The sequence below is a fragment of the Microcoleus sp. MON1_C1 genome (assembly GCF_036701945.1).
Lineage (GTDB): Bacteria > Cyanobacteriota > Cyanobacteriia > Cyanobacteriales > Microcoleaceae > Microcoleus.
Genome location: NZ_JAUBRO010000037.1, coordinates 57,386 through 71,298 on the forward strand (window position 1 = coordinate 57,386; position 13,913 = coordinate 71,298).

At 45.5% G+C, this 13,913-nt stretch carries 14 protein-coding genes; 3 read left to right on the forward strand and 11 right to left on the reverse strand.

Annotated features, from left to right (window positions below):
* Positions 1–67: 67 nt before the first annotated feature.
* The 6 genes from QUA62_RS20425 to kdpA form a co-directional block, all read right to left on the reverse strand.
* Positions 68–1,351, reverse strand: coding sequence for a sodium:proton antiporter (locus tag QUA62_RS20425; RefSeq protein WP_333406267.1), 1,284 nt, complete (start codon positions 1,349–1,351; stop codon positions 68–70).
* 226 nt (positions 1,352–1,577) lie between these two features.
* Entirely contained in the window at positions 1,578–2,729 is a 1,152-nt protein-coding gene (locus tag QUA62_RS20430; RefSeq protein WP_333406268.1) for a universal stress protein, read from the reverse strand.
* Positions 2,730–2,803: 74 nt separating this feature from the next.
* On the reverse strand, positions 2,804–3,433 hold the full coding sequence (kdpC, locus tag QUA62_RS20435) for a K(+)-transporting ATPase subunit C (protein WP_333406269.1): 630 nt from the start codon (positions 3,431–3,433) through the stop codon (positions 2,804–2,806).
* A gap of 41 nt (positions 3,434–3,474) precedes the next feature.
* The gene (kdpF, locus tag QUA62_RS20440; RefSeq protein ID WP_333406270.1) at positions 3,475–3,744 is read right to left on the reverse strand and encodes a K(+)-transporting ATPase subunit F; all 270 of its coding nucleotides are present in this window, start codon (positions 3,742–3,744) and stop codon (positions 3,475–3,477) included.
* Positions 3,745–3,873: 129 nt separating this feature from the next.
* Positions 3,874–5,967, reverse strand: a complete 2,094-nt coding sequence (kdpB, locus tag QUA62_RS20445; RefSeq protein ID WP_333406271.1) for a potassium-transporting ATPase subunit KdpB — start codon at positions 5,965–5,967, stop codon at positions 3,874–3,876.
* 79 nt (positions 5,968–6,046) lie between these two features.
* Positions 6,047–7,807 carry a potassium-transporting ATPase subunit KdpA gene (gene kdpA / locus QUA62_RS20450; RefSeq protein WP_333406272.1) on the reverse strand — a complete coding sequence of 587 codons (1,761 nt, stop codon included), beginning with the start codon at positions 7,805–7,807 and terminating at the stop codon, positions 6,047–6,049.
* A 91-nt stretch (positions 7,808–7,898) separates the two neighbouring features.
* Between kdpA and QUA62_RS20455 the strand changes: the two genes are divergently transcribed.
* The 3 genes from QUA62_RS20455 (at position 7,899) to QUA62_RS20465 (ending at position 10,406) form a co-directional block, all read left to right on the forward strand.
* Positions 7,899–8,063, forward strand: a complete 165-nt coding sequence (locus QUA62_RS20455) for a hypothetical protein (protein WP_333406273.1) — start codon at positions 7,899–7,901, stop codon at positions 8,061–8,063.
* 383 nt (positions 8,064–8,446) lie between these two features.
* Positions 8,447–9,547, forward strand: coding sequence for a HAMP domain-containing sensor histidine kinase (locus QUA62_RS20460; RefSeq protein WP_333406274.1), 1,101 nt, complete (start codon positions 8,447–8,449; stop codon positions 9,545–9,547).
* Between the two features lie 166 nt (positions 9,548–9,713).
* Positions 9,714–10,406 carry a response regulator transcription factor gene (locus QUA62_RS20465; RefSeq protein ID WP_333406275.1) on the forward strand — a complete coding sequence of 231 codons (693 nt, stop codon included), beginning with the start codon at positions 9,714–9,716 and terminating at the stop codon, positions 10,404–10,406.
* Between the two features lie 703 nt (positions 10,407–11,109).
* On the opposite strand, the gene QUA62_RS20470 is transcribed toward QUA62_RS20465, so the two are convergent.
* The 5 genes from QUA62_RS20470 to QUA62_RS20490 all read right to left on the reverse strand — a co-directional run.
* Positions 11,110–11,631 carry a hypothetical protein gene (locus QUA62_RS20470; RefSeq protein ID WP_333406276.1) on the reverse strand — a complete coding sequence of 174 codons (522 nt, stop codon included), beginning with the start codon at positions 11,629–11,631 and terminating at the stop codon, positions 11,110–11,112.
* Positions 11,632–11,639: 8 nt separating this feature from the next.
* Positions 11,640–12,137: a TIGR00725 family protein gene (locus tag QUA62_RS20475; protein ID WP_333406277.1), complete on the reverse strand. Its 498-nt coding sequence runs from the start codon at positions 12,135–12,137 to the stop codon at positions 11,640–11,642.
* 227 nt (positions 12,138–12,364) lie between these two features.
* Positions 12,365–12,739, reverse strand: a complete 375-nt coding sequence (locus QUA62_RS20480; protein WP_333406278.1) for a hypothetical protein — start codon at positions 12,737–12,739, stop codon at positions 12,365–12,367.
* An 18-nt stretch (positions 12,740–12,757) separates the two neighbouring features.
* Positions 12,758–13,168, reverse strand: a complete 411-nt coding sequence (locus QUA62_RS20485) for a hypothetical protein (RefSeq protein ID WP_333406279.1) — start codon at positions 13,166–13,168, stop codon at positions 12,758–12,760.
* 283 nt (positions 13,169–13,451) lie between these two features.
* Positions 13,452–13,913, reverse strand: a 462-nt coding sequence (locus tag QUA62_RS20490; protein WP_333406280.1) for a tetratricopeptide repeat protein, incomplete at its 5' end; no start/stop codon positions are given.

Genomic DNA, 13,913 nt, shown 5'->3' on the forward strand with positions numbered 1-13,913 from the left:
GTAAGGACACGGCAGTGTCGTGTCCCTACAAATATCCCATACTATCTGTATGAGGTGCGTGCCGGAATTAAATTAAATCGGGTACTTTAGGTTTGATTCGGCGCTCGTACCAGTTCATTAACGGGGTGGAAGTAATGCCGTGCAAAATCACAGAAATTACGATGGTTGTAAAGGTAATCCAGGCGATTTTTTCGGCTGTCTCGCCTTCCAAACCCTTACCGAAAGCATAGGTAAGGTAATAGATAGAACCGACACCACGAATGCCGAACCAACCGCACAGCAAGCGGTTGGCGGGATGTAAAGGACTGCCGATCGTACTAATCCAAGCTCCAACAGGCCGGATAAAAAAAAGCAACAATCCAGCTACTAAGAGGGAGTATCCTCCATATGCCAACATAGGCTCTAGGCGCAAAAGCGAACCTAATAGTAAAATAGTTGCTATTTCCATTAACTTTTCAATGCGCTCGGTAAAGTGCAGTTGGGAAAGCGGTTTTTCTGGGTTGCGGTAACTCGCCTGCACCACAATTCCTGCTACAAAAACTGCGAGAAATCCGTAGCCGTTGACTACTTCTGTGAGGGAATAGGTGAGCAGAATTGTGCTGAGAGCAATGAAATCTTCCATTAATTGATCGGCCGGTCGATAGTGTTGGAGTTGGCGATCGATCCAGGTGACGGCTTTAGCTACTAAAATTCCCATAACGAGACCTGCGGCGATCGCCCAAATCAAGTCAACTGCTACCCACTGCGAAAACCACTTCGACCAGTTGTTATCTTTTAGCGAATAAATCCCGAAATAAACAAAGGGAAAAGCTAAAGCATCGTTCAAACCGCCTTCCGATGTTAAACCAAAGCGCAATTCATCGCGATCGTCTAGATGAGCTAACTGAACTTCTGAGGCTAAAACTGGATCTGTGGGAGCGAGAATTGCTCCCAGTAAAATCGCCGGGCCCCAATCTAATTTCACAAACCAATGACCGATCGCGGCCACTGCAAAAATAGAAATGGGCATTAAAAAACCGATCAGCCGCGCTGTGGAATTCCAAGCCCAAAATTGCAGCGGGCGATTCATTTTTAAGCCGCAACTGAACAGAGAAACAATAACTACAAACTCTGTAAGCCTTTCTAAAAATTGAGCTTCGGGACGCAAGTCAATCAGCTTGACGCCGTAGGGTCCCAATCCGATACCGACAATTAGATAAATTAAGGCATAAGATACAGGCAATCGCGAAATCCATCCGGAACCCAAGGTAACGGTAAGCAGGAGGATGCCAATAACTAGCAAGTTGAGAATGTAATCATCCACCATAGCGATCGCACTTTTAATCAGGTTTAACAATGGCGATTTTGACACGTAAAAGCTTCTGGCGCATCCGTCGTCCGCTAGATTCAGGTATCCTCCGAAAGTTGGAGTTATTATACGAAATTGTTTATGCTTCTAGCCTGCTCCGGCGGGCTTTGCCTTGGTGCCCCATAAACTCCGTGACTTACAATCGCCCGGAATTGTTTATTTCATTCATCTGGCTAATAACTAATAATTAATGACTAAGGGCTGATGACTAATGACTCAGGACTAATGACTAATTAGAAAGACCACTTTTTTCGGTAGCGATGATGTGCAAATCTACGTGTTTGAGCGATCGCACTAACTGTTGAGTCAAAGAACCCCGCAGCAACAATCTCCAGCGGGATTGCTGGCTTTCGCCGATCACAATTTGAGTAACGCGATACTGTTTAGCTACCTCCGAGATTGCTTTGGCTATATTAGTGCCGTTTACCCGCAAAAATTGCCCCTTAAATTCTTGACAGAGTTTCTCACAAGTTTCAACGTGCAAGCTTTCTGCTTTTGTTAAAAATCGGTCTGGATCGTTGACAAACACAGCATAAAATGGGGCATTCATATAGCTAGCAATCCTCGCGCCCCGCCGCAGCAGTTGCAAAGAATTCGGATAAGTCGAGATGCACACTAAAACTCGTTCGTGAATGTTGCAAGATTGACCTTTTAAAGTTGCTGCATCGTCTTCCACATTGTCTGCGACTTCTCGCAGGGCGAGTTCTCGCAAAGCAATTAAATGACGGCGCTGGAAAAAGTTTTCTAAAGATTGTTCAATTTTTTCGGGAGCATAAATTTTGCCTTCTAGCAACCTTTCTTCTAAAGTTTCCGGCGTGACATCGACAACGACTATTTCGTCAGCATCTTCGAGGACGCGATCGGGCACTCGCTCTCGCACTACAACTCCGGTAATGCGAGCTACTAAATCGTTGAGACTTTCTATGTGTTGAATGTTGAGGGTGGAGAAAACATCAATCCCAGCCTTGAGAATTTCTTCGACATCTTGATATCGTTTTTCTCGCAGAGAACCGGGAATGTTTGTATGAGCTAGTTCGTCTATTAATGCTAATTGGGGGCGGCGTGCTATGACAGATTCAGTATCCATTTCGGTGAGAATTTTTTCGCCGCGCAGCATTTGTTTTTTGGACACTATTTCTAGTCCCTCGCCTTTAGCTGCTGTCTCTTTTCGCCCGTGAGTTTCTAACAGTCCAATGACCACATCAATGCCTTCCAATTTAAGCCTGTGCCCTTCTTCCAGCATTCGGAAAGTTTTGCCGACACCGGGGGCCATGCCGATAAATATTTTGTGCTTTCCCCTGCGGGGGGTGCGATCGTAAGTGCGGTTCGGTTGGGCGTAAACCGCGTCTGGATTGTTGGTAAGTTCGCTAGAGTGAATCATAGCTGAGTAGTGGGTAGTTAGTCAATTTCGAGTCATCAGTCAGTTTATGACCGATGACTGCCGACTATTGTAAACTATTGTAAACGGTCGAGAGCCAAATTCAGTTTGAGGACGTTAACTCCCGGTTCGCCGAAAATGCCGAGAAATCTGCCATCTGTATTTTTGGCTACCAACATTTCTACTTGATTGAGATTGAGCGATCGCACCGTTGCTATCCGCTGAATTTGCGCCATAGCTGCCTCTACGCTAATGTGCGGATCGAGGCTAGAACCAGAGGTGTAGACTAAATCAGCAGTCGGTTTGATACCAGCTTTGCTGAGGCGATCTAATTCAACTTGCACCCCCTGAAAACCATCTTTCTCATTGCCTCGCTTCAGCAACTCTGAGTTACTGGGAGCAAGGTTGCTAGCTCCCGAAATACCTGTTCTTTGACTAAAATTTTCTCCCTTTGTCGGATCATAATTTTCTGTCGCAAAGCTGCTGTAATTTGTCGTGCTGGGACGGCTCCAAAAATATATTTCTGAGGAGAAAGGTTGGCCAATTAACGACGAACCCACTATAACTCCTTGCTTGGTAATTAAGCTGCCGTTTGCCTGGGAGTTGAAGGCAATTTGACCGATTACTAGCAAGATTAAAGGGTAAATAATGGCTGTGATTCCCCATAAAACCAGGGTAAGGCGAATGGCTCTAATTATTTCTCTCATAAATTACCTGGCTCGGTTATTTGCTAAGGGTTAATTATTGACTAAAATCTTTCCGGCTGAAAGATGACTACAAACAGGTAAATAGAAAGGGCGATAATCACCAAACCCAGGAGACTTAAACCCCAGACAGCTTTTCGGGGCAAATCTTCACCCGCAGCCGCGTAAACAGCGGGAGCAATTATAGCATTGAAACACATTACCAGAAATAGCTGCACCGGGATTGGGTGGCGCTGCCAAAGCATTTGCGCTAACTCAATAATTTCTTGGAAATCTCTGGGAAAAATATCATTCAGCAAATCATTACGTTTCATGAATTCTCCTTATTTTGATAATAAATATCTGTCTTCTATTGGATAATTTTTTGGGAAAAATCGAGGCCGAGCCGGGGAACGAGATTAATCCGTGTATCCGTGTCAAAATCCCTGCCGTGCTTTCCCGATCTATGCTAGCCCAACGGCGGTAATCAAAACATCAATAATTTTGATAGCAATAAACGGCGCGATTGCTCCGCCCAATCCGTAGATTAAAATATTCCGCTGCAACAGTTGATTGGCGCTCAAAGGTCTAAACTTTACACCAGTTAATGCTAGTGGAATCAAAGCGGGAATAATCAAAGCATTGTAAACTAATGCGGACAAAACCGCAGACTGACCGCTGGTTAAACCCATCACGTTTAAAGCGCCAACCGGGGCAAATATTGCCGGAATAATTGCAAAATATTTGGCAATGTCGTTCGCTAGCGAAAACGTAGTCAGCGCGCCGCGAGTAATCAGCAATTGTTTGCCAATTGTAACTAAATCAATTAGTTTGGTGGGGTCGGAATCTAAGTCCACCATGTTCGCTGCTTCTTTCGCGGCTTGGGTTCCAGAATTCATCGCGAGTCCTACGTTTGCTTGCGCTAGCGCGGGTGCGTCGTTGGTTCCGTCTCCTGTCATTGCTACTAATTTGCCCTCGGCTTGTTGCTTGCGAATTACATCAATTTTGTCCTCGGGAGTTGCTTCGGCAATGAAGTCGTCAACGCCTGCTTCGTCGGCAATTACTGATGCTGTAATTCGGTTATCTCCGGTGAGCATTATTGTGCGGATGCCCATTTTTCGCAGTTGGTCAAACCGATCGCGAATTCCCGGTTTGATGACATCTTTCAAATAGATAATGCCGTAGGTGTCGCTGCCTTGACAAACGCCTAGAGGTGTGCCTCCCAGCCGGGAAACTCGCTCATAAGCTTCATCGAGATCGGGGCCGATATTACCGCCACGCGATCGCACAAAACCCTTCACCGCGTCCACCGCACCTTTGCGAACCTCCGTCCCATCGGGCAAATCCGTGCCAGACATCCGCGTTTTTGCGGAAAAATCAAGCCCCGTGGCGTTGGTGCGATCGAAATCTACCTCTGCGCCCAAATTCTGAGCCAAACGGACGATCGACTTTCCCTCTGGAGTATCGTCAAACAGGCTAGCAGCAAGGGCTACACTCGCCACCTCCTCCAGCGAGTGACCGTTTACCGGAATAAACTCCTCGGCCAAACGGTTCCCCAGCGTGATCGTCCCCGTTTTGTCCAAAATCAGCGTATTCACGTCGCCGCAAGCCTCCACGGCGCGTCCAGAGGTCGCTATCACGTTAAACTGAGCGACGCGATCCATCCCCGCAATGCCGATCGCGCTCAGCAAACCGCCGATCGTCGTCGGGATCAGCGCCACCAGCATCGAAATCAGCGTCACCACGCCCACAGGAGTTTTCACGTAATTGCCCATCGGCCCAATCGTCGAAACCACAATCAAAAACACCAGCGTCAGCACCGCCAGCAAGACCGTCAGCGCGATCTCGTTGGGCGTTTTCGACCTTTCGGCCCCCTCCACCAGCGCGATCATCCTGTCCAAAAACCCTTTACCCGGGTCAGCCATTACCCGCAGCGTCAGTTCATCAGAGAGGATGCGCGTACCGCCAGTGACGGAACTGGCGATGTCCGAACCCGGTTCCTTGAGCACCGGTGCGGATTCGCCTGTGATCGCAGATTCATCCACCGACGCGACGCCTGCAATTACTTCGCCGTCGGAAGGAATGACATCGCCTGCGATCACTTTAATTTGGTCGCCGCGTCTCAGGGATGTCGAACTAACTTCTTGAATTGAACCGTCTGGTAAGAGTTTGCGGGCTGTTGTGTCGGCTTTGGTCGATCGCAGCGCATCTGCTTGCGCTTTGCCACGCCCTTCTGCTACCGCTTCAGCAAAATTAGCAAATACTAAAGTGAAGAACAAAATAAACGTGACTAAACCGTTGAAAACTCTCTGATTTTCGCCGGCAACCGGGCCAAACAAAGTCGGATCGATCGTTAAAAGTGCAGTCACAATTGTGCCTATCCACACCACGAACATCACCGGATTTTTTAGCATCACCCGCGGGTTTAGCTTGACAAAAGCTTCTTTAAAAGCTCTTTGATAAAGGCCTTTTGTATTTGCTTTCGGCGTGTGCTTGCGAGACTCGCGAGAGCCTCTAGCAGGTTTTTTTGGGGAATCAGGAGTATTGGAAGAAGCCATATCGATTGGAAATTTTTAATGAACCACAGAGAACACAGAGAACACAGAGAAAGAGAAGAGTTAGGTTGATAACTTTTTGCTACCGAGGTGGAGGAGTTGGTGTTGCTAAAGGTGTTGTGGGTGTAGTTATCGATGCAGGTTCAAACTTGCCGCTGCTAATTTCATATCCTTCGGCAATTGGCCCTAAAGCTAGGACTGGAAAAAATGTCAGCGCGCCCAGAATTATGATTACTCCTGCGGTTACACTGGTGAACAAAACTGAATCGGTTCTGAGAGTGCCCGTTGTTTCGGGAACCAGTTGTTTGTTCGTCATGCTGTCAGCTAAAAGCAATAGGGCAATAATTGGAACGTAGCGCCCCAACAGCAGGCTAAAACAGGTGCTTAAATTCCACCAAAGTCCTGTCGGTGCGGGTTGAGAGTCAGCCAATCCTTCTAAGCCAGAACCGTTGTTAGACGCCGCCGAAGCGTATTCGTACATCACCTGGGAAATGCCGTGAAATCCCGGGTTGCTGATGCCGCTCAAACTGTCGGTAAAAGCGAGGGTAATTGCACCGGGGATTAAAACTGCGATCGGGTGAATTAATAAAACAACGCTGGCTAAAACAATTTCCCGTTTCTCAATTTTGCGTCCCAAAAATTCCGGCGTTCTCCCCACCATCAATCCCGTGAGAAATACGCTCAAAATCGAGTAAATAAACAAGTAAGCCGTTCCCGTTCCTTGTCCGCCCCAAACGATTTGCAGAAACAAATTAAACAGAGTAGCAAAACCACCGGGAGGCATTAAAGAATCGTGCATCCCGTTGACAGCGCCGCACATTGTTCCCGTCGTAGTCACCGCCCACAGTGCAGTCTCTGCCCAGCCAAATCTAACTTCTTTGCCCTCTAAATTTGGTTGTTGCGCCCCCAGTAAATTATTGATTTGAGGGTTGCCGCCGTACTCGCCAAACGCTGCAATGCCAATCAAGACAGCGTAGATGGCAAACACCATCCAAAAAATCAGCCATCCCTGCTTTTTGTTATTGGCAAATCTGCCGTAGGTGTGAATCATAGCTGCTGGTATAGAAACCATGGCTAGTGTTTCCAGCAGGTTGGTAAAAGGGTTGGGATTTTCAAAGGGGTGAGCCGAGTTCATGGCAAAAAATCCGCCGCCATTTTCTCCCAGTTGTTTGATACTTTCCAAGTGAGCAACTGGGCCGCGAGCAATTACTTGGGTGCCGCCTTCTAAGGTACGGGCCACTGCCGGCCCTGCTAGGGTTTCCGGCACTCCTGAAATTAGCAACAGTAAGGCAATTATTAAAGAAAGAGGTAGCAGAATCCTGGTGATTGATTGAATTAAATCGATGTAAAAGTTGCCCAGCGGGCGGCCGGTTAATCCCCGAATAAAGGCAATCCCTACCGCTAAACCGGTAGCGGCTGAGGTAAACATTAAAAAACCCAGAGTTAACTGGGATAAGTAACTGAAGGTTGTCTCGCCGGAGTAATGCTGTTGGTCGGTATTTGTGAGGAATGAAATAGTTGTGTGCAGCGCAGTATCCCAGGTTGGGGTACTTAGGCTGGTGGGATTTAAAGGCAGCACTCCCTGAAGCATGAAAATAAAAAAAACAAATATGCCCATTGCTGCATTGCTGTAGAGTAAAGAGCGGGCATATTGCCAACCAGTCATGGAATCTACAGACCGGATGTTGCTGGCTTTATAGATGAGTTGTTCTAGGGGTTTAATAGCGGGATCGAGAAGGGTTTTTTCTCCCATGTACACCCGCGCCATGTAGCTGCCGAAGATAGGCGCGATTGCTATTAAAATGATTAGGGTTAATGCGATTTGAAGTAATCCTTGCTGCATAACTGAGCCAATTTTTTATCGTTGGATAAAGGGGTTTTGCCGATCGCCAAATGGGTTAGGTGGGAGGTTCCAAAAACCGGGCGAGCTTTTTTTGCAGCTCACTTTCAGTTTGGGGGCGATCGCCGAATTCAATGGTGCTAAGATGCAATCTCCCCAGCCAGAGGGATTAACGCTATCAGCGGGTTTTCGCTGGCGAGAATTCCTTATTTTTATTTTGCTAATCCCGTGCTTTGACAGCGATAGAGGAATTGTATAGCATTTAAGAGCGCGCCACAATAACTCTTGTTAATTGGGATAAAACTGAACTCGCTTTGGTTAGACAAAGTTGATAGGTCACTTCTGTTAGCAAAAAAATGCTCTCTACTTTTACTGATTACTATACTCACTGTTAGAAAATTGGATAATCAGCTTTCCGGTATAAATTGCTGTTTGCACATTAGGCTTACTCGCTCTATATTTGCCAGACTAGATGAATATTTAGCTCTGGTTAAATGTCTATACTCCGAGATATAGATGTTTGCTAAACGCGATGTTTTTGGGCGATAATAGGTGAAAAAATCCAAAAAAATAGCTGTGTTCAGGTAGAAGGTAGAAAGAAAAAAAATTGTAAAAATAAAATATAAAAAGGATTGATTGAGGATGTTTAAAAGTTTATCGGCTATCCCAAAAAACCTGGCAATTCAAGAGAAGTATTTGCGGGGGAGGTGGTCGATCGCAATTTTATTTGCGATTGTTGCACTGCTGGAATTTACTACCCCGCCGCAGTATCTGTTTGGGTATTTGTATACGGGCCCGATTTTACTAGCCAATTCGCGATTGAGTCGGTTGGGTAAGTTGCAAATTACGCTAGTAGCGGCAGCTTTGACGCTGTTAGATTTGTTTGTTCCTCATGGAGAAGCGATCGCCCTAGCCACTGTCGCAAATAGATTGATCGCTGTCATGGCTTTAGGGGTGACGGGATATTTGAGCGATCGCAACCACCAGTACCAAGAAGCGATCGCGATCGCTAAAGCTGAGTTGCAGTCGCAGCAGCAGCTAGCTAGCATCCGAGAAGATTTTGTCTCTACTTTGAGTCACGACTTAAAAACGCCGATGCTGGGGGCGATCGAAACAATTAAAGCTTTTCAGTCAGCAAAATTTGGGAATGTCACCGCCAGTCAGCAAAAAGTTCTCGAAACAATGGCGCGATCGCACAAAATGTCACTACAATTAGTAGAAACGCTGCTGGATGTTTACCGCAACGATGCCGAAGGTTTAAAACTGCAACTTGCTCCCGTAAATTTAGTTGCTTTGGCAGAAGAAGTAATTGCAACTCTCATGGATTTATCGGCGGCGCGCCGGGTTTACATTAATATGAGTTACGGAGAGTCAGATTTCCGCCGCTCTTTGTGGGTAAAGGGCGATGCAGTGCAACTTCAGCGCGTTTTTGCTAATTTACTGACAAACGGAATTAACCATTCTCCTCGCGGCGGTAAAGTGGAAATTGTTATGGAATCTTATTCGAGTTATCAGGTGGTGAAAGTTATTGATAGCGGGTTAGGAATTACAGCAGAGGAACAGCCCCACTTGTTTGAACGTTTTTATCAAGGAAACGGCGATCGGCAAGCCAAAGGCTCGGGATTGGGGTTATACTTATCCCGCCAAATTATTGAGGCGCACGGTGGTATAATTTGGGCAGAAAATAAATTGCCACACGGCGCTTTGTTTGCATTTCGACTCCCTGCTATCCCAGCTTTATGATATCTTTTTTAGTTGCATACTTCTTGCTTCTATCTGCCGTCATTGCGAGTTCTGCGCCTGGTTCGCAGAGGTGGAAAATTGCTCGGTGCTACTTTGCTGCATTTGCAATTAGTTTGGCGAATCATACTAATAATAATAACCCACTTGATAGCGGGGATCATTGCAAATGAAACCAGTTTTTCCCTTGCGAATTCTTCTAGTTGAAGACGACGAACTGTTTCGGTTGGGGCTGCAAACCAGGTTGCAGCAGGAAAGTTGCTTGCAAGTAATTGCCGAGGCGGAAGATGGAGAAACGGCGGTAGAATTGACTCAGGAACACTTGCCAAATGTGGTAGTTCTCGATGTCGGTTTGCCGGGAATTGGTGGCATTGAAGCGTGCCGCCAAATTAAACAGCGGCATCCAGAAATTCCAGTTTTAATTTTAACATCTCATTCGCAAAAATCCTTAATTGAAAGATTGATTGCTGCGGGTGCTCAGGGCTATTGTCTAAAAGGAATTGCGGCGGAAACTTTGGTTTTAGCAATTCGATCGGTAGCGTTGGGCGCTTCTTGGTGGGATAAGGCAGCGACTGCGGAAATTCGGGCGGTTTTTGCTAATCCCGAACCTTTAAAAAATGGGTTGAAATCGGAAGTTTTAGAGAATCCGCTGACGAAGCGAGAACAAGAAATATTAGCTTTAGTTGCGGGCGGAAAAAGCAATCAGGAAATAGCTAAAATATTGTACATTGCTCCGGGTACGGTGCGAGTTCACGTGCACGCGATTTTGCAAAAGTTAGAAGTGCGCGATCGCACTCAAGCTGCTGTACTCGCAATTCAGAAAGGATTGGTAGCAGAAGAACTGTTAGGCAGTCAATCTTGAATGCGGCAGTTTATAATGATTCAAAATTTCGCTCTCTACCTAAAAAGTATGAGTCTTATCAATTTGGTAATTTCCGAAAAAAGATTACTTGAAATAAAAATAATGAATTATTATAATTTGTGTATACCTAATTTTTCATTCAATTATGCCATCATCAGATGTATTTTTTTCACCATATGTAGAACCTAAGCTGTTGCACAATTTAAACTGTGATACAAGCATTACCCTTGTTTGTGAGTTTTCGCGCCCATTTAATTATTAATTGTTATTCCTTTAAGAGGCGAGGCAATAAATACTCTAGCTCTTCAATTGATTAAACGGGACTTCCCCCATACAAATGTACTAACAGTGATCAAACTCTTACTCAACAAAGAATGCAACTGTTGATCGGAAAATTTGTACCCATTAATAAGTAATAGCTGACGCAGGCGATCGCACTCAATGGTTGTAGATTCAATATAATTGCCGATCGCAAACAGATATGAGTCATCTACATGGGTACACCATTATTTAGTCAACAATTGAAACCTTGGTGTTTAGAGGCTTTTGAGCCTGTGTAAGTATATTGGCAGGGGGAAGTTCCGCCTAAAATTTAACCCCTAGTCGTGACAGTTTGCCTTAGTCCTATAATTGCTAAAAACCGTCAATATCGGTTAAAAACCCCGGTTTATTCGTGGGCGAGTGGGAAAGAATTTAGATATTTTTAAGGATAGGAAACTGGTGGCAGAAAATTGCTGCTGCCTTTATAACCGGATAAAATAGCCAGTTTTTCCAAAGATTGCCGGCCCGTGTAATATTTACCACGAATTTCCCAAGTGGGATAAGCTTTAATATTAGCAGCTTTGCACAAATCTGGTTGAGCATCTCTGCCTCTGGGATCGCACTCAATGTAAGTAATGGCGCTAAATGCTTCTTTGCCGAAAAGTTCTTGTTGGGTGTGACAGTGAGGACACCAGTAAGCACCGTACATTCTAGCTTTGATTGTCTGCAAATGGGTTGCTAAAGCGATTTGATCCGGTACGGATTCGCTGCGAATAGGTGGGGCTTCTTGTTCGGTAACAGGCTGTGTAAAAGGGGGAGGAGGAGGGAGGGTTTGTGCTAATTTTTGAGTGGATTTGTTGGTGAAACTGAACTGTGCAATTCCTCCGTCTGCTTTGGTAGTGACGAAAATCCCCAAAGTCAGGAAAATGCCGATCGCACAACTGTTGAATTTACTTAGTCTCATCTTGGATGTCATCTTGGATTTACTAGGATTTCGCGAGCTTGATTCATAGCCTCTACAGCATTGTTTACCACAAAGATGTTAAATTGTGCTAAACCTTTAAAAAAAAGTTTACTTTCGGCGCTGTCATTTAACAAGATAACTTGTTTGTTAGCTTTCAGAGCGAGGGCAATTTCCGAAGCAGTGCCCGTCCCCATACCGCAGGCAATTATTACGTGTGAAGAAAGAATGTTAATGTTATTTCTAGCGTTTCCCATATCGGTGACAATGGCAATATCTACAGCTTCAGAAATGCCGCGAGTGTCATTTCCCGGAAGGATGCCGACTGTTAAACCGTTAGCTGATTTTGCTCCTTTGTTGGCTGCATCCATGACGCCGACATTTCTGCCACCAGTTAGCAATATCCATCCTGCTTCGGCGATGAGTTGTCCGAGTTGATAGGCGTTTTCTAAGTCGGTTGATGTGGCACTATCGCCGGGGCCCATGATGCCAATAATGATTTTTTTCATAGTTTTGGGCTGGATATGGTGTTATTAATACTTGCTAGTTTGTTTGCACACTATCTATTCTGGATATGGGTGAAAAATGGATCTTGCTCTTTTTTAACCGCAGATGGACGCAGATTAACGCGGATGCAGGAAGGGATCTCGCTCTTTTGATTGTAAAACGGGCGATATCCTTTCTGAATCTAGCCCAAAAAGGGAGCTCGCTCTTTCAAGTCTCCCCAAAAATATTATTAAATTACAGGAGAAATGCTGAGATTATAGCTCATATTTTCCTCTAACAAAGAACGGAGGGAATTAACCAGATCGCCCTGAAATTCTTCTCGCTCAAACCACAAAGCAGGCTTGCTATCAGAAGCACGGGCAAATACAGCAAGTCTGCCACAGTGCGGACATTCATAAACTTGAGGAAATTCGGGATTTTTAGGATAAAGAAGCTGGTAGACTTTATCTTCAAATTCCTCCTCGGATGCAGCAGAGGAGTAAACAGCAATCAGATCCTCAATAAGTTTTTCGCGCAAAGGTTCCCACAATATTTTGAATCCTTGGGGATGTGGAACTGGAGATAAACTGAAGCTTTCACCGCACCGACAAGAGAGTCTAGGCATAATAATTTCTCAAGAGCGCTATACATCAACGATGATTTGACTGTCTTTAATAATGATAATTCGATCGATGCTGTGACCGGGTGTGTTGATAACGCCTTGGATCATGCGTTGAACTTCGTCCACTTCTAGCAATGCGCTGTCCCCGACACCAAGTTCAACTACTACAATCTCGGCTTGACCGTCTTTTTCTATGATATTTTGAGCGAGGCTCCTGGTAAGTCTGGTTTGGGGTTGCATCAAATCAGCGGATGTTTGGGTGGCGTCTGGGTGAAAAAAACTATAGTCACCTGTTCTGATGTTTGGTCTTTCGGCGGTTCCTTCTACTCGGATCACTCCAGTCAGTTGGCCAGCTTCTGCTTTGTTGTTCAAAAATTCGCCGACTCTAATTTCATCTGGGGTAGCTCTGGGATTATTGTTGATATATGACATATTGCAGCATAACCGATCGCCCATCCCATTAAATCACAGCGTCGCAACAGATTAAGAGCGAGATCCCTTCTGAATGATTGGAAAGGACTCTCGCTCTTTTTTAACCGCAGATGGACGCTGATTAACGCGGATGTCAGAAGGGATCTCGCTCGTTTGATGAATTATGGGCGAGAGCTTTTCTGAATTATTAGAAAGGGATCTCGATCTTTTTTGACTGCAGATGAACGCAGATTAATGCGGATACAGGATTGGATAATTTGCCTGCGATTTGATGTTTTTGGGGTTATTCTATTTTTTCGATCGCTCCTTCGCAAAACTGAGCCAAATCCTCTAACTTGATATTCCGAAATATGCTGGCGGCGGTAGTGAAAGCTGAAATTGCTTGAGGCTTGTCGCCCTGTGTCGCGTAAGCTGTGCCGATGTAATACCAGACGCGGGCTGTGCTGTATAGATCGTGAATTTGTTCGACTAAAGCTAACGCCTGTCGGTAATGCTGAAGTGCTTCCGGATACTGCTCGTTAGCTAATGCTACATCGCCGATGGCTTTGAGGGTATTGGCTTTGCCCAGTTTGTCTCCTACTTGCTCGTAGAGTTTCAAAGCGGTATCGTAGCGCTCTAGGGCTTCATCACGGCGAGCGAGGAATTGCAAAACATCGCCGATGGCACCCAGGGTATTGGCTTTGCCCAGTTTGTCTCCTACTTGCTCGTAGAGTTTCAAAGCGGTATCGTAGCGCTCTAGGGCTTC